Source organism: Silvibacterium acidisoli (assembly GCA_022870745.1).
GTDB lineage: Bacteria > Acidobacteriota > Terriglobia > Terriglobales > Acidobacteriaceae > Silvibacterium.
This window is the reverse complement of sequence record CP085323.1, coordinates 2,762,818-2,784,467: the sequence shown is the minus strand read 5'-3', so window position 1 is coordinate 2,784,467 and position 21,650 is coordinate 2,762,818. Positions and strand designations below refer to the sequence as shown.

Sequence of the window (21,650 nt, the reverse complement as noted above, 5' to 3'; positions counted from 1 at the left end):
GTAACGGCCGGAGTAAACGCTATTTCTATTATGGCCCGAACTTGCTGCATTTGTGCCGCCGATCTCGGGCTGGTTCCTGAATTGGCGGCGCATCACTCCGCGCCACCGTCATTCTTTTCGTCGTCTTCCTCGCGGAATTCGCCAGTCGAGGCAATATCACCCTCGAGAACGGCATTCTCCGCCAACTTATGGCTGGTGTTCTGCGTGCCGGGCGCAACCGGGATAGCGCCTTCAGTGTCGAGATCGTCTCCAACCTCGGTGATCTCGGCCATTTCTTCCTCGGCCACATCGTCCGAAATCAGTCCGGATCCGTCTTCGCTGACCGACTCCTCGCCCTCCTGGGTCAGATCGAGACGCAACGCGTCTTCTTCCTCCCGCAGACTGGCGTCGGAAGCAGCCTCGGCAGCTTCCAGCTGAACGGTCTCTTCAGCAGTGAGGGCTGCGCCGGGAGCGCGATCTTCGCCCGGCTCATACTGGCCGAAGTAGTGGCGAACGGCTAGGCTGATCTTCTCGAGCGTCTTTTCGCCGATACCCGGAATCTCTTCGAGCTGCTCCGGAGTCATGTCCGCCAGCGCTTCGACCGTGGTGATGCCAGCGGCCACCAGCTTCTGGATAATGGTTTCGCCCAGCTCGCTGACCTGTTCGATTGCGGTCGTATGACCGCCTCCCATGCCCTGCATCTGCTGTTCGACCTCCTGGCGCTTCTCTTCTTCGCTCTTGATGTCGATCTTCCAACCGAGGAGCTTCGCTGCCAGGCGAACGTTCTGCCCCTTCTTGCCGATGGCCAGCGAAAGCTGCGTGTCATCGACAATCACTTCAAGCTGCTTTTCGCCCAGGTCGGTGATGCTGACGCGGCTGACCTTGGCCGGCTGCAAAGCCTTTTCGGCGAAGGTCGTGATCTCCTCGCTGTACTCGATAATGTCGATCTTCTCGCCGCGCAGCTCGCGGATAATCGACTGCACGCGCATGCCCTTCATGCCCACGCAGGCGCCGACCGGGTCGACATCCTTGTCACGGGACATGACCGCGATCTTGGTGCGTTCGCCGGCCTCGCGGGCGATGGCGCGGATCATCACCGTGCCGTCGTAGATCTCCGGCACTTCGCTCTGGAAGAGGTTCTGCACCAGTTCCGGAGCGGCGCGGGAGACGATCACCTGCGGTCCCTTGGCTGCGCGATCGACGCGCAGCAGTACGACGCGAACGCGCTCGCCTACGGCGAACTGCTCGAGACGCGACTGCTCGCGGCGCGGCATCCGGGCTTCGGCCTTGCCGATGTCGAAAATCAAATCCTGCGGCTCAACACGTTTTACGGTTGCCGTCAGCACTTCGTTCACACGATGGCTGTATTCGTTGAAAACCGTGTCGCGCTCGGCTTCGCGCACCTTCTGGAAGATGACCTGCTTGGCCATCTGGGCGGCAATGCGGCCCAGTACGTCGGTCGGCTTGTAGTAACGGATCTCGCCGCCGATTTCGACTTCCGGCGCAAGCTCGCGGGCCTGCTCGAGCGTGATCTGGTTGACCGCATCCTCGATCTGCTCAGGAGCCTCGACTACCGTCTTGTAGACATAAGCGCGAATTTCGCCGGTTTCCTTGTCCAGTTCGGCGCGCATATTTTCCTGCGTTTTGTAATACTTACGCGTAGCAAGCGCGATCGCGTCTTCGACGGCGCCTACGACGACGTCAGGGTCGATGCCCTTGTCACGGCTGAGGATCTCAATGCTCTGATAAAGCTGGCTTGCCATAGTTTTCTCTCTGTCACAGCCCGAGGGCGGGTATCGCCTTCAGGGATTGATCCCGGCCACTCTCAGTGGAAGACGGGAAAGATGTTCAGATTTCTGGAACCAGATTGGCCTTCTCAACGTTGGAAAGCTCAATCTCAACCGTTTCTGAGGGAATCTTGCGGCTCTTACCCTTCTGTTTCAGGGCGCTGCGATCGATCGTGATCTTGCCGCCGGCTACCTGTGTGAGCCTTCCCTGCCAGTGCCGGTTGCCTGCGATCGGCTCAAAGGTCTGCACCTTCACCAGGTTGCCGGCAAACCTTTCGAAGTCTCCGGCGGTTCGCAGCTTGCGATCGAGCCCGGGAGAGGAAACCTCCAGGGTATAGTCCTCGACCGTCATCAGGTCTTCCACGTCCAGAACGGTACCGAAATCGCGGCTGAACTTTTCGCAGTCCTCGTGAGTCACTCCCGAAACCTGCTCCGGATTCCATGCTCCGAGCCCGCTCGCAAACTCCATATCTTCCGATACGGGATTCGACGCGGCGGCGCGGGCTTCCGCGATAAGGCGGGCACGCTGCTCCGCGCTCTTTTCGATGAATACCCGCAGAACCCGCTGCTTCTGGGCACTCTGGTAGTCGATCTCGACAACTTCGAGGTCGTGCGAGGCGGCAACGCGTTCGGCCGTACTCCGAATTTTGTCGAGACTGATTGCCACGAATAGCGCTCCGGCACCGGTCGAAAATTGGTGCAAAGAAAAAGTGGGCTGTAAGCCCACTCATCTCTCCATGCCACCCGAACATCATGCCGGGCAGCGGATAAACTCGTTCGCTAACTAGAATAACGCAGCAGACATGTGATTTCAACCGCCGCCGGTTCCTGTTGCTCCCGCCCGATGACTCTGAAAGCATGGGCATATGAAGGTCTTTTTATTTGTTCTGCTGGCGACGGTTCTTGAAGCCACGGGAGACGCAGTCGTACGTATCGCTCTTCACCAGGAAAGTCCGGCAGCGAGAATCGGTCTTTTTGCGGCAGGCGCATGCGCGTTGGCGCTCTACGGAACCTCACTGAACCTGGCGCCCGTGGAATTTGCACAGGTAACGGGGATTTATATCGCCACTCTGTTCGTGGTTTTTCAGCTTTCCAACTATTTGTTCTTCAAGACCGTCCCGACGCTTCCGGTTTTACTAGGTGGAGTTTTTATCGTGACCGGAGGGCTTATTGTCGGCTTCTGGAAGACCCAGCTTTCAAACTGAACCTTGCTCCTGCAGGCTGGTCGGGACAAAAATTTATTGAAATCTCGCCTCCCTCCCGAATCTTCCGTGGGATACTAGCCCAACGCCGGAGCACGAAACCCGGCGTTTAAGCCCCCATGAGTCGAGAAAATCCTTACGCCGAGCAACTGGGTCCGCTAGACCCGCTCAAGGTGATCGCCGCCACTCCCCGGCGAATCGAACAGATCTTTGAAGAGCTGGGCTCGGAGCGTGCAAACCAGGCACCGGCACCGGGCAAATGGAGTCCACGGGAGATCGTCTGCCACCTCGCAGACGCGGAAATCGCCTTCTCATACCGGCTGCGGCAGATCCTGGCTGAGGATCACCACACCATCCAGCCATGGGACCAGGATCTCTGGGGCAGGAACTACGCTGCGTACGACGAGCAGGAAGCCCTCACCATGTTCAGCTCCCTGCGCCGTTGGAACGTTGCCCTGGTTCGATCCATCCCCGCCGAAGAGCAGCAGAAGGCGGCTTTTCACCCGGAACGAGGCGAGCTGACCTTTCGCTCAATCCTCGAGACCATGGGCGGCCATGACCTGAACCACCTGCAGCAGCTCGAGAAGATTGCGAGAGATTTTGCGCCGTCACACTGAGGCATGCGGCCCGAGGCTGGTTTGCAGGCCCGTCCTGCGCGCCTCTACAATGAAATACAGACCAATACAAACGGAAACAAAAGCCAACCCTGAGTCCTCTGAGCCATGCTGTACATCAGAGATAGACCGGGTTAGAGGCCGTTTACCAAGATTATGATTGAACACCCTATTCCAGAAGCGCTTACCTTTGACGATGTCCTGCTGGTTCCTGCCTATAGCGATGTGGTTCCGGCACAGGTCAGCACGCAGACACGCCTGACGAAGAAAATTCTGCTGAACACTCCGCTGTTGTCCGCAGCCATGGACACGGTTACCGAGTCGCGGCTGGCCATTGCCATGGCGCAGCAGGGCGGATTGGGCGTGATCCACCGCAACCTGACGCCCGAGCAGCAGGCGAGCGAAGTCGATAAGGTGAAGCGCTCGGAAAGCGGCATGATTGTCGATCCGGTGACGATGACGCCGGACCAGCTGATCTCTGACGCGCTCGAAGTGATGCGCCGCTACAAGATCTCCGGCGTTCCGGTCACCAAGAACAAGAAGCTGGTCGGCATTCTTACCAACCGCGATCTCCGTTTCGAAACCCGCACCGACATTCCGATCCGCGATGTGATGACCAAGGAAAACCTCATCACCGTGCCGGTAGGCACGACGCTTGAGGAAGCCGAGCTGATTCTGCATCAGCACCGCGTTGAGAAGCTGCTGGTCGTCGATGGCAACTACGAACTCAAGGGCCTGATTACCGTCAAGGACATCCAGAAGAAGCTCAAGTATCCCAACGCTTCCAAGGACGAGCAGGGTCGCCTGCGCGTTGGCGGTGCAATCGGCGCTACTGGCGACTATCTGGAGCGTGCCGCGGAGCTGGTAAAGAATCGCGTGGACATCCTCTCGATCGACTCCGCCCACGGACACTCGTCCCGCGTGCTTGAAGCCGTGCGCGAGGTCAAGAAGGCCTTTCCCGACGTAGACCTGCTGGCCGGGAATATCGCAACCTATGCCGGGGCAAAGGCTCTGATCGAGGCGGGCGCAGACGGAGTAAAGGTTGGCATCGGTCCCGGATCGATCTGCACCACGCGTATGGTCACCGGCGCGGGCATGCCGCAGATCACCGCTGTGAGCGAAGCCTATCGCGCCGGCAAAGAAGCCGGCATCCCGATCATTGCGGATGGCGGCATAAAGTACTCAGGCGACCTGGCCAAGGCCATCGCCGCCGGCGCGAACGTCGTGATGATCGGCTCGCTCTTCGCCGGCGTTGACGAGAGCCCGGGCGAGACGATCCTGTACCAGGGCCGCTCGTTCAAGGCCTACCGCGGCATGGGCTCGCTAAGCGCCATGGCTCAGGGATCGAGCGAACGTTACTTCCAGGGCACACCGGATGCTCCGGAAGAACCGAACCGCGGCGAAGGCGTGGTCGCGCGCGAGCGCAGTGCGCAGAATCGCCTGGCGAAATTCGTTCCCGAGGGCATTGAAGGACGCGTACCGCACCGTGGACCGCTCGAAGCGATGGTTTATCAGCTGGTCGGCGGACTTCGCTCCGGCATGGGCTACCTGGGCTGCAACACCATCGAAGAGCTGCAGACCAACGCGCGCTTCGTGCGCATCTCCGGCGCTGGACTCCGCGAGAGCCACGTACACGACGTGATCATCACGCGCGAAGCTCCGAACTACCACGTGGAATAACGGGCACGTCGAACCACGAAGGTCATCCTGCGCTCCGTTTACGCAGGATGACCTTTCGATCCCTCCTCCAGCCTTCATTCAGTCCAATCAGTTCCCACGGAATCTCTGGCGAGAGATGCCGCAGCACTGTATCCGTAGATGGATGGATACGCAGCGCGGGTGCAACCAGATAAAGTATCGGCGGCAGCGGAGAGAGTTCGGTACCCGGGAAGTAGCCATGTGGCTGGAATGCCCCTTCGCGCTGCAATTGCCGCACTCGCGCCCAGTAATCGAGCGCCTGTACCGGCAGGTGCAGGTCGTCGTCGGCCTTCAGCTCCATCACGACTAAGCGGCCTGACTGGTTTACGGTAAGCAGGTCGAGCATGGCGCGGTCGCCCGCTGAAAAAGCTGGAACCTGCGAGTATAAAAACTCTGTCCGCAGCGCCGGTTCTATCTCTGAAATCTCGGAACGCAATGCGCTTTCAAGCCAACGCTCCGGCTGCAGCCGATAGAGCGGATCGCGCATGCTACCGCCCGCATGCCGGTGCTCGAAGAGCTTCTGGGTCAGCTCGCGGAAAAGATCTTCGGTCGCGGATGTGAGCCCGGTCTCGTTCGCACCGGCACCGAAGGTCACCTGGTCCTGCCGGCTGAACGAGCCTGCGGCGTAGCCGTGGCGGATGCGGGCATACTCCAACCCGTGGAGAAGAAGAGCGATCTCGTTGGGGCCGCGTGGACGAAGCTCGGTCACTCGCCTGAGGCCCGGCGAAAGCATGTTCAGCACGGAATCGACCGCAGCAGCCATGCGTTCCAGGGTGGCCTCTGGCTGAAAAGCATGGACAAGCTCGACATGCAGATTGCCGCTGTCCTGCCAGTCGAGCGGCATGAGCCTTTCGCTGCGCTCGTCGAGCTCAAACAATTCCCACTGTGCAACTGACGTGCGCAACCAGCGCATGCGCGATTGGGTGTTCTGGCCGGTTCCCGCAGGCACGATGATCTTCAGCCCTTCGACATGCCGGTTGCCGCTGCCTGTCGCACGGCAGTGTGCAAGCCAGAGGATGCCGATGGTGAGAATGCCATCGATGATGGCTGGCGATTCCTGCTCGTTGATGCCGATGACTGCCCACGCTGCATTGCCTTTCCTGAGCGTGCCGCGTGCGTATGCAGGTCCGAAGCTGTGTTCGAGGTCCGCGGCGGTGGTCAGTCCATCCAGTGTGTAGCCGGGAAAGTATGCCGTCGAAACCCGCTCCAGCATTCGCAGGTACTTCGTCCGCGTGGTCTGGCGGGTACCGGGAGGACGTCGATCGCGGTCGGCGACTAGCTCCATTGCCTGCGGCTTTGACTGGCCGAACCGGCGTACTTCAAGACGCAGCGAGTTTTTTCGGATGCGGACCGCTGTAACAGTCCGAACGAGGTTTCTGTCGCCAGACCACAGATGAAGCATGCATCGCCCTTGCTCGCTCGAAAGCGAGTAACGCGCCACCTGCATGTCGAAGAGGATGCGTCCGTCTTCAAGCACGACGGACTTTGGTGATGCAGTGAGGAATTCTTCTATCTGTGAGGCAAGCTGCGGGGCGGTTGAAGCACTTCGTTCGGCGACACTTTCTACGATCTGGGCCATGACCAGACTCGATCATGTCTGCAGCCGCCATGTGGCGACAACAGAATTGCTACCAACCCTTATTCTTTCGTAACTCGGTGATGTGAGCGATGTGATGGCGGCCATGCCAGACGTAACGATGCAGCGCCTGGCGAACGGTGGTGCGTCCGCTCTCCGGATGCACGTAGCCACGTTCCCAATCCTTGCCGTCGAGCGATTGCAGCAGGCTGGCCCAGCGATAGTGCAGGGGCCGCAGCAGATCGAGGCTGAATTCAACCGGCAGAGTACAGGCATCCAGCAGGCGAGCCCAGAGATGCTCTTCGTAGGTGACGATCTTCGGCCAGTCTTCTGTAAGAGCAAGACGCATGCGGATGTTCGCATGCATATGGCTGTCGGCAACATGATGCACCAGCTGACGCACCGTCCAGCCGTCTTCGCGGTAAGGGGTATCAACCTCTGCGGCAGACAAACCTTCGAGCGCGGTGGCCAGTTCTTCAGGAAAAGCAGCGATGGCAGCGATCGCGCCCGGCGTCGCTGCAAGCATGTCTTCGGGAGGGACGAAGTGGCCGATAGGATAGCGCGGATCGGAGGTCATAAATCTTTCAGACGGAGGACCGGCCGGCATGCCCTTGCTGCATGCCGGTCGAACCTACCGGCGATGGTGGTGATAACGATGGTGATGGCGATGGTGACGCGGCGGCATCGCAAACGCCGAGGCCGAAACCAGCATCAGGAGCGAGAGAGCAAAAAGCTTCTTCATAGGTCCGATAGTAGCAACAGAAGAGTTACAAGAGTGTGGATGTTTTCTTAGGACTCTGCTTTGTTACGATCCCATGACATTTACCTGCTGAATCGATCGGCCTAGAATAAAGCCCTATGACCCCAGCCCAAGCACACGCAGGCGCCAGCGGCGACCACAAACGCTATTTTTTCGACAAGTTCGGCATCACCGAACGGCTGCTCGAACGGTGCCTTGGCGAGGCACTGTCTGCCGGGGGAGATTACGCCGACCTTTATTTTGAGTCGGTTGCATCCACATCCATCGGGATAGACGAGTTGCTGGTGAAATCGGCCAGCCAGGGCGTCAGCGCCGGGTGCGGCATTCGGGTGGTCAGCGGCGAGCGAACCGGGTACGCCTACACCGACGACCTGAGCGCCGATCGCCTGCTGCGCGCGGCACGGACTGCGGCCCTGATCGCCAGCGGCCCGGCCAAGCAGCCGGTACAGGGATTTACCGAAACGAAGTCGCCGAATCTCTATCCTGCGCCAGCAGTCGAGCTGGATACCGACCTCGCCAAGAAGCTCGAACTGGTCATGCGTGCCGACAAGGCCGCGCGCGCCTTTGACTCGCGCATCACGCAGGTTCGCGCCAGCTACTCCGATGAGATACGCCGGATCCTGGTAGCCGCCTCCGACGGCACCTTCGCCAGTGACACGCAGCCGCTGGCCCGCCTGAATGTATTCATCCTGGCAAAGGAAAACGAGCGCACGGCACGCGGGACTTCGGGTGGCGGCGGCCGTGTTGAGATCGACTTCTTCGAGCTGGACAAATCGCCGGAGCACTTTGCCCGCGAGGCAGCCCGGCAGGCTGTTTTGCAGCTTGGCGCCGTGGCAGCACCCGCAGGCGAGATGGAAGTGGTTCTCGGCCCCGGATGGCCGGGCGTGCTGCTGCACGAAGCAGTAGGACACGGTCTCGAAGCCGACTTCAACCGCCGCAAGACCTCTGCATTTTCCGGCCTGATCGGCCAGCAGGTGGCTAGCTCAAAGGTCACCGTAGTCGATAACGGAACTATGGCCGGACGCCGCGGGTCATTGAATGTAGACGATGAGGGTTCGGCCACGCAGGAGACGGTGCTGATCGAAAACGGCATCCTTAAGACCTACCTGAGCGACAAGCTGTCCTCGCGGCTGATGAAGATGGGCCACACCGGCAACGGTCGACGTGAAAGCTACCAGCAGATTCCCATGCCGCGCATGACGAACACGTACATGCTCTCGGGCGATGACGCGCCGGAAGACATCCTGCGCAGCGTAAAGCGCGGCCTGTACGCGGTGAACTTCGGCGGCGGGTCAGTGGATATCGTCAGCGGCAAGTTCGTCTTCTCCGCCAGCGAGGCCTACCTGATCGAAGACGGCAAGATCACCGCCCCGGTGAAGGACGCAACGCTGATCGGCAATGGTCCTGAGGCGCTGAAGTATGTCTCGATGGTCGGCCATGACCTGGCGCTCGATGAAGGCATCGGCACCTGCGGCAAGGATGGGCAGAGCGTGCCGGTGGGTGTGGGTATGCCTACGATTAAGCTGGATCGCATGACGGTGGGTGGCACGGGCCGATGAGCACAACTGTCGAAGCAATTGATCTGAAAACGCTCGCAGCTGATATCGTTGCCAAGGCTCTCAAGGCAGGCGCAAACGATGCCGAGGTGACCATCCGCGAGGGCGATGAGTTTTCGACCACCGTCCGCATGGGCGAGGTGGAGACGCTGAAGGAATCGGGTTCGCGTGGCGTGGGTATCCGCGTCCTGGTCGCCGGATCAAACGGCTTTCGCGTCGCCAGCACCTCGTCGAGCGACTTCACTCCCGATGGCATCGAGCATCTGGTCAACGGCGCGGTCGCACTGGCGCGTGTGACCTCTGAAGATCCATTCGCGGGCCTGGCCGATGCATCGGAGTTCGGACAGCTTGAGGGCGATCTGAAACTCTTTCACGAAGACGTCTATTCGCTTCCCACGGAAGAACGCATCGCTCATGCTCGCCGCGCAGAAGCAGCAGCGCTTGCTGCAGACACCCGCATCACCAACAGCGATGGCGGCAATTTCGACGCCGCGACCGGCCACAAGGTATTCGCCAACTCGCGCGGCTTTGTCGGCGAATACCGTTCGTCTTCCTGCTCCATCTCCGTCAGCCCCATCGCGCTCGGCAAGAGCGGCGAGATGCAGCGCGACTACTGGTTTACCTACGCGCGCTCGCTGGCGAAGCTTGAAACGCCGGAGTCTGTCGGCGAAACCGCCGCACGCCGCACCTTGCGCAGGCTTGACGCACGGCGCGTAAAGACCCAGCAGGTGCCGATCATCTTTGCGCCGGAGATCGCACGCTCCCTGATCGGGTCCATGTTCGACGCGGCCAGCGGAGACAGCATCTACCGCGGCGCCTCATTCTTCACCGGCAAGCTGGGCGAGAAGGTCGCGGACGAATCTGTAACCGTGATCGACGACGGCACCATGGTCGGCGGCTTCGGCACCTCTCCGTTCGATGGTGAAGGCCTGCCCTCGCGCAAGACGACGATCATCGAGCGCGGCGTTCTTACTAACTACCTGCTGAACACCTACACCGGCCGCAAGCTCAACATGAAGAGCACCGGCAATGCGTCGCGCGGACTGTCAGGTAATCCGGGAACGGGCTCGCACAATCTCTACCTGGTCTCCGGTTCGCTCACGCCGGAAGAAATCCTGAAGAGCATTCCCGCCGGCCTCTACGTAACCGAGTTGATTGGCCAAGGTGTGAACATGGTCACCGGCGACTACTCGCGCGGCGCCTCCGGTCTCTGGATCGAGAACGGCGAGCTGACCTTCCCTGTGCAGGAGATCACCGTCGCCGGCAATCTGAAGGATATGTTCCAGAACATCTCCGCCATCGGCAGCGACCTCATCTTCCGCGGCTCGGTGGCGTCGCCCACGCTGCGCATTGACGGCATGACCATCGCCGGCGAATAGGTTCAGGATGCTGGCTGTCTCTGTCGCTTTCGATCCGGCCAATCCTCAGTGGGCAGAGATTCCCGCCAGCGCGGGGGTCTTCGCCCTATTCGGCTCCGACACCCAGACCGAGCCTTACATCAGCCGCACGCCGAATCTGCGCCAGCGTCTGCGCCGCCTGCTGACTCCCCGGCAGGAACAAACCAAACGGTTGCGCCTGACGCAGGGCATTGCGCGCATCGAATACTCCCTCACCGGATCGGAATTCGAAGCGTGGCTGGTGCTTTATTCGGCCTCGCTCGCCGCTTTCGGGGACCGGGTGAAAAAGCGCCTGCATCTGAGACCGCCGGTGATGCTGCGCATGGCAATGGAGAACGCCTACCCAAGGGTCTACGTCACCAGCCGTATCACGAAACAGGCAGCGCCAAACCTGTTTGGGCCGTTCCCGTCGCGGGTCGCTGCGGAAAACATCCTCGAAAGCATCCTGAACCTCTTCGAGCTGCGCCGCTGCACCGACGATCTCAACCCCGACCCCGAATTCCCTGGCTGCGTTTACTCGGAGATGAAGAAGTGCCTCGCTCCCTGTTTCCAGGGCTGCTCCGACGAGCGCTACGCGCAGGAAGCCGAAGCTGTCCGGCTATTTCTGGAGACACGCGGACAGAGCCTGGTGCAGGCGCTCAGCCGGCAGCGCGACAGTGCCGCCGAAGAGCTGCAATTTGAGAAAGCAGCCGAAATTCACGCCCGGCTAGCCAAGGTGGAAGGCATCGTCTCCGGGATTCCGTCCTCCATCCACGCTCTCACCCAGATGAATGGCGTAATCGTGCAGCCAGCGCAGCAGCCGGAGAGCGTCGCGTTGTTTTTGCTGAAGGCAGGCAATCTCTACGGACCGGCCCACTACTCGGTCGCCGGCATGCGCCATCAGAATGAGCAATCCGGCTCTTCCTCGCTCTTTGCCCATCCGACGACCCTGCAGGCCGTTCCGCTCGACGAAAGCGGCAATGCCACGACCGTAAAGCTGGCAGCCCGGGACGAGCTGGAGTCGCGGCTCGACGCCTCCCTGGCAACGCTTGCCGCCATGGCAGATTCCGCAGGCTGGACCCCGCAGCGGACCGCAGACAGCCTCTGCCTTTTTACCCGGTGGTGTTACCGTCCGCAGGCGAAGCGAGTGGGTGACATTCTTTTCACAGAAGGCGGAGAACTGCCGAAAAAGCCTTTGCTGCGAATGATTTCCAAAATATATCGGCAGATTGGCGCGGCTTCCGGCGGTGAAACTGTATCGGCAGCAGGAATTGCCCCCTCGGCGGCTGATACACTTTCAGCATCTTGATCGAACTACTTCCATCCATTCTTTCCGCTGATTTCGCGCATCTTGCCGACGAAGTCCAGGCCGCAGAAAACGGCGGCGGCACGGTCATCCACGTCGATGTAATGGACGGCCATTTTGTCCCGAACATCACCCTGGGACCGCCGGTGGTGAAGTCTCTGCGCAAGGTCACGCACCTGCCGCTCGATTGCCACCTGATGATCGAAAATCCGGACGAATTTATCCCGGCCTTCGCCGATGCGGGTGCGAACTGGGTCAGCGTTCATTACGAGGCCTGCCGCCATCTGCATCGCAGCCTTGAACTTATTGCCCATCACGGCATGCAGCCGGGAGTGGTGATTAACCCCGCAACGCCGGTCGAGGCGATTATTCCGATTCTTGGAATCGTTCATCACGTCCTGGTGATGAGCGTGAATCCGGGCTTCGGCGGACAGAGTTTTATTCCCTATTCCCTAAAGAAGATCCGGCAGCTTAAAGAACTTCGCCAGGAACTGGGCCTAAGCTATAGGATTGAAGTGGATGGCGGTGTCGCTCACGACACGGTCGGGCTGGTCGTCGAAGCTGGAGCGGAATTGCTGGTCGCGGGGAGCGCTGTTTACGGCGCTGGAAATCCCAAGAGGGATGCCCGGGAGTTGCTCCGGCTGGCACAGGCCGCCGCCGAACAGGTCGCTTAAGCCGGACCCGTTCCCATGCTGTATGGGCGCAAGCCCCGTAAATGTTGAGGTGTTATGAATTCATCGGTTACCCGGATCGCAGTATTAGGACTTTGCGTGGCACTGATGCCATCGGCAAATGCCCTGGGCAAAAAGAAGACTAAGAAACAGAGCGACCTGAGCGCGAATCCGCTGGCAAACGTGAATTCGAAGCAGCCCGACAAGGAGCTCTTCGACAAGGCCATGCTGGCCCTGAAGAAAGGCCGCTTCGACGTGGCCCGTCTCGACCTGCAGACGCTGCTCAACACTTATCCGGAAACGGAATACGCGATGCGCGCCAAGCTGGCCATCGGCGACACCTGGTACAAGGAAGGCGGCTCAGCCGCTCTGACCCAGGCCGAAGGCGAGTACAAGGACTTCATCACCTTCTTCCCGAACACCCCGGAAGCAGCCGAAGCACAGATGAAGGTCGGCGACATCTATTACCAGCAGATGGAAAAGCCTGATCGCGATCCGCAGAACGCGATCCACGCCGAGCAGGAATACCGCACCATGATTCAGGATTTCCCTGACTCCACGCTGGTTCCGCGCGCGAAGCAGCGCCTGCGTGAAGTACAGGAAGTGCTGGCGCAGCGGCAGTATGAAATCGGCGCCTTCTACTCGACACACGAGAACTGGCCTGCAACGATTGCCCGCCTGCAGACGGTTGCCGATACCTATCCGCTCTTCAGCCACAGCGACCTTACCCTGATCACTCTCGGTGATGCGTATGCGCAGCAGGCACAGATTGCCAGCCGCCTGAACATTCCTCCGAAGGCGAAGGCTGAACTGGTAAAGATTTATAACGATCGCGCAGGCGCGGCATGGGAACGCGTGGTAACGCACTACGCCATGGCACCGCACGTCGAAGACGCCAAGGATCGCCTGATCGCCCTGGGACGTCCTGTTCCTGAACCGACCCAGCAGCAGCTGGCCGATAGCGAAGCCGAGGAAAGCAGCCGCGTAGGTGTAAGGATGCGTGATCGCGCCATGCTGCTGATCAAGCATGGTCCCATCACGGTGGAAGCAGCCCGTATCGGCGACCCGACCCTGGCCGATCCGCCGCAGACCTACGCCCCCGAAGTCAACAAGCAGACGATGGCCGCCTTCACGGCAGCGATTAAGGGACAGCCGATTCCGGGCGTCTCGGCTAACGGAACCGATTCCACCGCTGCAGCAATCAGCAACGGCACCGCTCCGCCGCGCACCGATCAGCCTGCTCCGCTGAAGCTTGAGACAGTTCCGGATTCCTCCGGTTCCTCGGGTAGCACGGTTACGGTGGAAGTTCCGAGCGACTCGGGCAGATCGTCCAGCACCGCTGCTCCTGCCGGTGATGCAGCTCCCGGCAACGCAGCCACGGGCGGCGCGGCTTCGAGCAACGCGACGGAAGGCAATGGCACGGGCGCTCCCGCGACGGGCACCGCGACACCAGCGGTCGTCAATGGCCACCCGGTTGTTTCGCCGGTCGGTCCGACGAACAACCAGGCTCTGCCTCCGATCGACAAGCCGGCAGAAGCTCCTGACCAGATTAACGATGTGAAGGGCGGCACAGGCGGTGCGCAGGTAAACACCGGCACAGCGGCCAGCAAGAAGGCCAAGCCTGCACCTTATGACTCGAAGGATGAGTCGTCGAGCAAGCACAAGAAGAAGAAGGGCATCTCGAAGCTGAACCCCTTCTAGTCATACATGGCAAGAAGCAAAAAGGCCGCTTGCGAGCGGCCTTTTTGCTTTCCTCAACCGGTTCCGGCGCGGTCTTTGAGGCCACGCACGAGTGCTATTATCAAGGGTTAGTTACCTCACCTGCATGCCTCAAGAACTCCAGAAAGCTTACGAGCCCGGCGCGATTGAAGATCGCTGGGCCGAATATTGGGTGGCCGAGCGCCTTTTCGACGCTCAGCCATCAGAGTCTGCCCCCAAGACCTCCGTTTTTACTCAGCTGCTGCCGCCGCCGAACGTGACCGGCAGGCTGCACATGGGCCACATGCTCAACCAGACGGAGATGGACATCATCGCCCGCTGGCATCGCATGTGCGGCGATCTGACCGTCTGGGTTCCGGGCACGGACCACGCCGGCATTGCCACGCAGATGATGGTCGAGAAGCAGCTCGCAGCCGAAGGCAAGAAGCGCCAGGATCTCGGCCGTGAATGCTTCACCGAGCGCGTCTGGCAGTGGAAGCAGCACTATGGCGGAGCCATTCTCGAGCAGATGAAGAGGCTCGGCGCGAGCGTTGACTGGTCGCGCGAGTACTTCACGATGGACGAGAACCTCTCGGTCGCGGTGAAGGAAGCCTTTGTCCGCCTGTATGAGCAGGGCCTGATCTACCGCGGCAAGTACATCGTGAACTGGGACCCGGTGCAGCAGACTGCTGTGTCCGATCTCGAGGTGACGCACGAGGAGCGCACGGGCAAGATCTATCACCTGCGCTATCCTCTCGCCGATGGCAGCGGCTCGATCGTGATTGCGACCACGCGTCCGGAGACGATGCTGGGTGACGTGGCGGTGGCCGTGAATCCGAAGGACGAGCGCTATCTCGCGCTGCAGGGAAAGATGCTGACGCTGCCCCTGACGGGCCGCGAGATTCCCATCGTCGCCGACGACTGGGCCAACCCGGAGTTCGGCACCGGCGCCGTGAAGGTGACTCCTGCCCACGACCCCAACGACTTTGAGATCGGCCAGCGGCACAACCTGCCGCAGCTCACCATCATGGACGAGCAGGCGCGGATCGATCTGCCTGAATCTCCCTATCACGGCCTCGACCGCTATGCCGCTCGCGAGCGTATCGTCGAAGACCTGCGCGCAGCGGATCTGCTAGTGGACATCAAGGACCACGCGATGGCCGTCGGCACCAGCCAGCGCACCGGAGCGGTGATTGAGCCGCGGCTTTCGACGCAGTGGTTCATCAAAATTCAGCCTCTCGCCGACAAGGCAATCGCCGCCGTCGAAGAAGGCCACATCCGCTTTACGCCTGAGCAGTACTCGAAGACCTACTTCGAGTGGATGAGAAACATCCACGACTGGTGCATCTCGCGTCAGCTCTGGTGGGGACATCGTATTCCCGCGTGGCATTGCGGCGCCTGCGGCCAGATGACCGTCGCGCGTGAAACGCCTTCGGCCTGCGGCCAGTGCGGCAGCGAACAGATCACGCAGGAGACGGACGTCCTCGATACCTGGTTCTCGTCTGGCCTGCTTCCCTGTTCTGTTTTCGGATGGCCCGAGCACACGCGCGATCTCGATACGTTTTATCCGACCAACCTGCTGATCACCGGCTTCGACATCCTGTTCTTCTGGGTGGCGCGCATGATCATGCTCGGCTGCCACTTCATGCTCGACGTGCCCATGGCCGACGGTTCGCCGCGCACGCTCAAGGATGCCGTACCCTTCCGCGAGGTCTACATCCACGCGCTGGTGCGCGATGCCGACCGGCAGAAGATGTCGAAGACGAAGGGCAATGTCATCGACCCGATTGAAATCGTGACGAAGTACGGCACGGATGCCGTTCGCTTCACCCTTACCGCAATGGCTTCTCCGGGAACCGATATCGCTTTCAGCGAATCGCGCACCGAAGGCTACCGCGCGTTTGCGAACAAGATCTGGAACGCGGCTCGCTTCATCTTCATGAACGTGGATCGCGCTGCGGAAGCAGGCATTCGCGTCGACATGGCGAGCCTTACCTCCTCTGAGCTTCCGCATGTGGATGCTCCCATTGAAGCCCGCTGGATCGTCTCGCGCCTCAACAATGTTGCCGCTGAAATCGGCCTTGCTCTGAAGGAATATCGCTTCCACGAGGCTGCGAACCTCATCTACCAGTTCTTCTGGGGCGATTTCTGCGACTGGTACCTGGAGATCGTGAAGCTGCGTCTCGACTTCAGCGAAGGCGCGGACAAAGACGCGACCAAAGCTGCGCTCACCACGCTGCTCTCGACCTTCGAAGCTGCGCTGCGCATGCTCTCGACCTTCATGCCTTTCATCACCGAAGAGCTCTGGCACGCGCTCTATGACGGACAGCCGCCGGCAAAGTCGATTGCGCTCACGCGCTATCCGCAGCCTAAAGATGCAGCACGCAGTACTGACGTTGAAGCCACGATGAGCACGCTTCAGGAACTTATCGTGAACATCCGTGCGACACGCAAAGAGCTTGAAGTACCAGAGAAAGAAGCGGTAGCCGTGCGACTGCGTACTGCGGTCGCCCTTACCGAGGCGCTTCCGATCGTGCAGCGGCTGGCAAAGGTTTCCGAGGTACAGCCTGCAACGAACCTTGAAGGGGCCGGCATTCGTTCCACGCCTGCATTCGACGTGCAGGTTGTTTACGAGCGCCAGATCGACGTTGCAGCGGAAACTGCGCGCCTCAACAAGGAACTGGCGCAGTTCGAAAAAGAGCAGGCCAATGCGACCCGGCAGCTCGGCAACGAAAGCTTTCTCGCCAAGGCTCCAGCAAATGTAATCGAAGGCATTCGCCGCCGTTCGGCGGAGCTCGACATACTGCTTGAGAAGACACGCACTGCGCTGAATCAACTGGTATAGGAGATTCCATGGACTGGAAGAGCAAACGGATCGAAGCAATCCTGGAACAGGCGCTGGTCGAAGATAAGGCGACCAACGACATCACCACCGCGATCACAATCGATCCGGGCCTGCGTGCCTCGGCGACCGTACTCGCCAAGCAGGATTGCATCGTCTCCGGCCTGGGCGCGATTCCCCGCTTCCTTGAAATCTTCGCGCGGCTCGATAAACGTAACAATGGCCGTTACGAGGTCATCAGCCATCCGGAGATCTTCGATGGCGTACGCGTCAAAAAGGGCCAGCCCATCGCCGTGATTCGCCACAACGCGCGCGTGATCCTGGCCTGCGAGCGCGTCATCCTCAACCTGATGCAGCGCATGAGCGGTATCGCCACGCTGACGCGCCAGTATGCCGATGCCATCGCCGGAACAGGCGCGAAGGTTCTCGACACGCGCAAGACCATTCCCGGCCTGCGCCTGCTCGACAAGTACGCGGTGCGCTGCGGCGGCGGTGAGAATCATCGCCTCGATCTCTCTGACGGCATTCTCATCAAGAACAATCACATCTCGCTCGGCGGCGGCATCGAGAAGGTGCTGAAGAGCGCTCACGAAAAGCGCAAGCCCGGCCAGGTCATCGACATCGAGGTGCGAACCTTCGACGAGCTGCGTACTGCGCTCGATCACGGAGCCGAATCGCTGCTGATCGACAACATGACTCCCGCTGACGTAAAGAAGGCCATCGCCATGATTCAGGAGCGTGGCGTCAAAATCCCCACGGAAGCCTCGGGGAACATCGTGCTCGAGAACATCCGGAAATATGCGACGACAGGCGTGGACTACATCTCCGTTGGAGCACTCACACACTCTGCGATTGCCGTAGACCTGAGCATGCGCATTACCGCGGAGATTTACTGAAGGCATGTCTACACACGACGGCATTTCCGCCGATGCCTTCGACCTCCATGCGCTCAATGAATCATTGGCGCGGACGCGCTTTGCCGGCAAGCTGCACCACTTTGCCAGCATCGGCTCAACCAGCACACACGCCATGGCACAGGCAGACGAAGCCGCTCCGGATGGCGATGTCTACTTCGCCGATGAACAGACGGCCGGACGCGGACGAGGGGCGCACAGCTGGTCTTCGCCCGCAGGCACAGGACTTTATTTCAGCGTGCTGCTGCGGCCGCGTCTCTCTCCAGGAGACGCTCTGTGGTTTTCGCTGGCAGCGGGACTGGCTGTGCACGCGGCTGTCGAACGCGTAACCTCTCTGCGCGCGGACATTCGCTGGCCGAACGACCTGCTGCTGGGGAAGCACAAGTTCTGCGGAATCCTTACGGAGATGAATGCCGAGGTCACACGCGTCCGTCATCTCGTAATCGGTATCGGCATCAACGTGCGTCAGCCGGAATTTCCGGAAGACATCAGGAAGATCGCAACCTCTTTGCGGCTCGAAACCGGCCGCGACTGGTCGCGCCAGGATCTTCTGGCTGCGGTACTATCGCAACTTGAAGCCGAGATTGCCGTGCTCACCTCGCCTTCCGGCATCGAAGAAGCGACGACGAACATTCTGAAGCGGCTTGAACAGAAATCGTCCTGGATACGCGGCAAGCGTGTTTTCGTCGAAGGTATGGAAGGCTACGAGGGCGTCACGGAAGGCCTGGATCAGCGGGGCTTTCTGCGAATTCGTACCGCCAAGGGGCTGAAGACGGTGCTCTCCGGCGGAGTACGCGAACAAAGTTAACCGGGGAAAATGATGCTGCTGACTCTGGATGTAGGAAACACCAACACGGTACTCGCTCTATACGAGCTGGAGAGCTCGAAGCTTGTCTCCCACTGGCGCGTCACCACGCATCGCACCCAGACCTCCGACGAGTATGGCGTGTTGTTCCTGAACCTCTTCAGCATGAACGGGATTCAGGCCTCGTCGGTGCGCGACATTATCATCTCGTCGGTGGTACCGCCGCTCGACTCCACGCTGCTTCGCGTCTGCGAGACATATTTCAAGATCAAACCGATGTTCCTGGTGCCAGGTCTCGATACCGGCATGCCGCTGCGGGTGGATAATCCTGCCGAGCTCGGTGCTGACCGCATCGCCAATGGTGTGGGAGCATATGCCAAATATGGTGGTCCATGCATCGTCGTCGATTTCGGCACTGCAACGACATTCGACGCTGTATCAGCAAAGGGCGAATACCTGGGCGGGGTCATTACACCCGGCCTTGGCATCTCCGCTGACGCGCTCTTTACGCGAGCGGCGCGGCTGGCACGCGTGGATATCCGGCGGCCGGAGAAGGTGGTGGGAACCAACACCATCGCATGCCTGCAGAGCGGTCTCTATTACGGCTACATCGGGCTGGTGGATGGCATTCTCGAGCGCATGGTCGCCGAACTGGGAGGCAACCCGCGCATTGTGGCTACAGGCGGCCTGGCCAAGCTGATGGTGAACGATTCGAAGTACCTCCGCGAATGCGACGACATGCTGACACTCGACGGCCTGCGCATCATTTTTGAACGGAATCGCGGACAAGGCCGCGACTCCTAAGGCTGAAGGATTTTGGAAAACTATTACAACTACTTTACTGAGATCGAGGAGCAGTTCCAGCGGCGCCGTGGTTCCCTGCTGCTGCTTTCCACGGTCGACTGGGCCCTGATTGAAACATGGCGCGAAGCCGGTGTTCCGCTTGAAGCCGTTCTGAGGGGCGTCAACTCTGCCTTCGACAAATACGACGCCCGCAAAACGAACAGCCGTGTCCGGCGCATTAATGGCCTCGCGTATTGCGTGCAGGAAGTGATGGCAGCGGTCGAAGAGATGAAGGAAGCCTCGATTGGCCGCAATGCTGAACAGCCTGCTCCGGCGGATTCCGGCTTCGAGCAGGAACGCGTCGCTAATCACCTGCTTGAATGCGTGGACCAGCTGGATAAGACTCGCATGAGCGGTCTTGCATCCGATCTCGCGCGCGAGATTGCTGAAAGCCTGCGCCGCTCGGCTGCCGAATTACAGAGCACGGAAGTCAATCTCGAAGACCTGGAACGCAAACTCGGGGTGCTTGAAGAGAAGCTCTTCAACACACTCATTGCAACCGAGGCTGAAGACTCCCTGCTGGCCATGCGCGAGCAAAGCGCAAGAGAGATCGCACCTTATCGCAGCCGCATGCAGGCCGTGCAGATTCGCCAGATCGAGCAGCAATTCCTCCACAAGAAGCTGCTCGAAAAGTACAACCTGCCGCGGCTCAGCCTCTTCTATATGAGCCACGGATGAAGCTCGAGATCGAGAAAGCCATTTACGGCGGCGCCGGGCTTGCGCGCAGCGACGGCAAAGCGATTTTTGTCCCCTTCACGCTCCCTGGTGAAATAGTGGAGGCACAGATTGCGGAAGATCGCGGCAGCTTTGCGAATGCCGAACTCGCTGCCATACTCGATCCCTCGCCCGCGCGAACTGAGCCGCCATGCCCTTACTTCGGCAGTTGCGGTGGATGCCATTACCAGCACGCGCAGTACGAACAGCAGTTGCAGATGAAGCGCTCCATCCTCCAGGAGTCATTGGAGCGAGTGCGCATCGCATCGTATCCGGAAATTGCTGCCCTGCATGGCGATGCATTTGGCTATCGAAATCGCATCCGCCTGCACGTCGACCGGCAGACCTCGGCTCTCTGTTACAAGAAGCGTGCTTCACACCAGAACCTTCCGGTGACGGAGTGTCCCATTGCGGCGCCTGTTCTCGAGAGGGCGTTGCGAAGGCTGATCCGGCCCGCTGTCGCTCTCGAGCTCGGCAACGTGTTCGAAGAGATGGAGCTGTTCACCAACGACACGCAGGATACGACCCTGATCTCGTTCTGGAGCAGCCAAGGAAAGAAGGCCGCGACAGCAGCCCTGCAACAGCTGTGGCCTCATATTGAGGGCTTTGTGCGCGGCGCGGCTGTCTTCGCAACCAAATCCGATAACCCGCAGGAATCATTGCTGGCCGCGATGGGAGACAAGGCTCTTGTCTATTCGGCTGCAGGCGAACAGTATCGTGTCAGCATCGGATCGTTCTTCCAGGTGAACCGCTTTCTCGTCGACCGACTCGCAGGGCTTGTTACCGCGGAGAAAACTGGCCGGATTGCCTGGGATCTCTACGCAGGCGTTGGGCTGTTCGCGCGAGCTCTCTCTCACAATTTCGAACAGGTAGTAGCAGTGGAATCGGCGCCGTCTTCGACTCTCGACCTCAGGGAGAATCTCTCCGGGAAAAGCGCAAAAGTCGTCGCCGCCGGGACCCTTGATTTTCTGCGTCGTGCGAAATCACATCCGCGACCGGACTTCGTTGTGGTCGATCCACCTCGTGCCGGGCTTGGCAAAGAGGTCTGTTCCCTTTTGGGAGAGATCCGTGCGCCGCAGATTACTTATGTTTCCTGCGATCCGGCAACCTTGTCGCGTGACCTGAAAGCGTTGCTAGACTCGGGCTACCACTTCGACAGCATCTCCATGGTTGATCTCTTTCCACAGACCTTTCATCTGGAAAGTGTCGTCAGTCTGTCCCTGCGCTAACCGGAGCAGCGCGTCTGTGGTCGAGACGCGCCATGGCCACCGAGAACATACCAGCAAGCAATTCGAAAAAAAGGTTCGTA

Annotated in this window: 18 protein-coding genes; 14 read left to right on the top strand and 4 right to left on the bottom strand. The window is 60.0% G+C overall.

Translation table 11 applies throughout. The features are described from left to right. Positions 1-92: 92 nt before the first annotated feature. A complete protein-coding gene (nusA, locus tag LJD29_RS11695; protein ID WP_446741714.1) occupies positions 93-1,742 on the bottom strand; it encodes a transcription termination factor NusA in 1,650 nt (549 codons plus the stop codon). Between the two features lie 85 nt (positions 1,743-1,827). Further along, positions 1,828-2,433: a ribosome maturation factor RimP gene (rimP, locus tag LJD29_RS11690; protein ID WP_446741713.1), complete on the bottom strand. Its 606-nt coding sequence runs from the start codon at positions 2,431-2,433 to the stop codon at positions 1,828-1,830. 199 nt (positions 2,434-2,632) lie between these two features. Between rimP and LJD29_RS11685 the strand changes: the two genes are divergently transcribed. The 3 genes from LJD29_RS11685 to guaB all read left to right on the top strand — a co-directional run bounded on the left by LJD29_RS11685 (position 2,633) and on the right by guaB (position 5,262). Further along, positions 2,633-2,971, top strand: coding sequence for a hypothetical protein (locus tag LJD29_RS11685; RefSeq protein WP_446741712.1), 339 nt, complete (start codon positions 2,633-2,635; stop codon positions 2,969-2,971). 116 nt (positions 2,972-3,087) lie between these two features. Next, complete coding sequence (locus LJD29_RS11680) at positions 3,088-3,585, top strand: DinB family protein (protein ID WP_446741711.1); 498 nt, start codon at positions 3,088-3,090, stop codon at positions 3,583-3,585. 153 nt (positions 3,586-3,738) lie between these two features. Beyond that, complete coding sequence (gene guaB, locus LJD29_RS11675) at positions 3,739-5,262, top strand: IMP dehydrogenase (protein ID WP_446741710.1); 1,524 nt, start codon at positions 3,739-3,741, stop codon at positions 5,260-5,262. A 22-nt stretch (positions 5,263-5,284) separates the two neighbouring features. On the opposite strand, the gene LJD29_RS11670 is transcribed toward guaB, so the two are convergent. Both LJD29_RS11670 and LJD29_RS11665 read right to left on the bottom strand, forming a co-directional pair. Continuing rightward, complete coding sequence (locus LJD29_RS11670) at positions 5,285-6,859, bottom strand: hypothetical protein (RefSeq protein ID WP_446741709.1); 1,575 nt, start codon at positions 6,857-6,859, stop codon at positions 5,285-5,287. Positions 6,860-6,908: 49 nt separating this feature from the next. Beyond that, on the bottom strand, positions 6,909-7,433 hold the full coding sequence (locus tag LJD29_RS11665) for a YfiT family bacillithiol transferase (RefSeq protein ID WP_446741708.1): 525 nt from the start codon (positions 7,431-7,433) through the stop codon (positions 6,909-6,911). Between the two features lie 281 nt (positions 7,434-7,714). Here LJD29_RS11665 and tldD point away from each other — a divergent pair, with 281 nt between their 5' ends. The 11 genes from tldD (at position 7,715) to rlmD (ending at position 21,570) form a co-directional block, all read left to right on the top strand. After that, positions 7,715-9,175: a metalloprotease TldD gene (gene tldD, locus LJD29_RS11660; RefSeq protein ID WP_446741707.1), complete on the top strand. Its 1,461-nt coding sequence runs from the start codon at positions 7,715-7,717 to the stop codon at positions 9,173-9,175. Beyond that, positions 9,172-10,551: a TldD/PmbA family protein gene (locus LJD29_RS11655; RefSeq protein WP_446741706.1), complete on the top strand. Its 1,380-nt coding sequence runs from the start codon at positions 9,172-9,174 to the stop codon at positions 10,549-10,551. Before tldD ends, LJD29_RS11655 begins: the two co-directional genes overlap by 4 nt. Positions 10,552-10,558: 7 nt before the next feature. Further along, the gene (locus LJD29_RS11650; protein ID WP_446741705.1) at positions 10,559-11,857 is read left to right on the top strand and encodes an excinuclease ABC subunit UvrC; all 1,299 of its coding nucleotides are present in this window, start codon (positions 10,559-10,561) and stop codon (positions 11,855-11,857) included. Continuing rightward, complete coding sequence (gene rpe, locus LJD29_RS11645) at positions 11,854-12,528, top strand: ribulose-phosphate 3-epimerase (RefSeq protein ID WP_446741704.1); 675 nt, start codon at positions 11,854-11,856, stop codon at positions 12,526-12,528. The genes LJD29_RS11650 and rpe overlap by 4 nt, the downstream gene beginning before the upstream one ends. A 54-nt stretch (positions 12,529-12,582) precedes the next feature. Continuing rightward, entirely contained in the window at positions 12,583-14,226 is a 1,644-nt protein-coding gene (locus LJD29_RS11640; protein ID WP_446741703.1) for an outer membrane protein assembly factor BamD, read from the top strand. A gap of 124 nt (positions 14,227-14,350) precedes the next feature. Continuing rightward, a complete protein-coding gene (locus LJD29_RS11635; protein WP_446741702.1) occupies positions 14,351-17,068 on the top strand; it encodes a valine--tRNA ligase in 2,718 nt (905 codons plus the stop codon). 8 nt (positions 17,069-17,076) lie between these two features. Then, entirely contained in the window at positions 17,077-17,961 is an 885-nt protein-coding gene (nadC, locus tag LJD29_RS11630; protein WP_446741701.1) for a carboxylating nicotinate-nucleotide diphosphorylase, read from the top strand. 4 nt (positions 17,962-17,965) lie between these two features. Continuing rightward, positions 17,966-18,787 carry a biotin--[acetyl-CoA-carboxylase] ligase gene (locus LJD29_RS11625; RefSeq protein ID WP_446741700.1) on the top strand — a complete coding sequence of 274 codons (822 nt, stop codon included), beginning with the start codon at positions 17,966-17,968 and terminating at the stop codon, positions 18,785-18,787. Between the two features lie 9 nt (positions 18,788-18,796). Next, entirely contained in the window at positions 18,797-19,588 is a 792-nt protein-coding gene (locus LJD29_RS11620; protein WP_512701053.1) for a type III pantothenate kinase, read from the top strand. Positions 19,589-19,600: 12 nt separating this feature from the next. Continuing rightward, on the top strand, positions 19,601-20,305 hold the full coding sequence (locus LJD29_RS11615) for a hypothetical protein (RefSeq protein ID WP_446741699.1): 705 nt from the start codon (positions 19,601-19,603) through the stop codon (positions 20,303-20,305). After that, positions 20,302-21,570 carry a 23S rRNA (uracil(1939)-C(5))-methyltransferase RlmD gene (rlmD, locus tag LJD29_RS11610; RefSeq protein WP_446741698.1) on the top strand — a complete coding sequence of 423 codons (1,269 nt, stop codon included), beginning with the start codon at positions 20,302-20,304 and terminating at the stop codon, positions 21,568-21,570. The genes LJD29_RS11615 and rlmD overlap by 4 nt, the downstream gene beginning before the upstream one ends. The last annotated feature ends 80 nt before the right edge of the window (positions 21,571-21,650 follow it).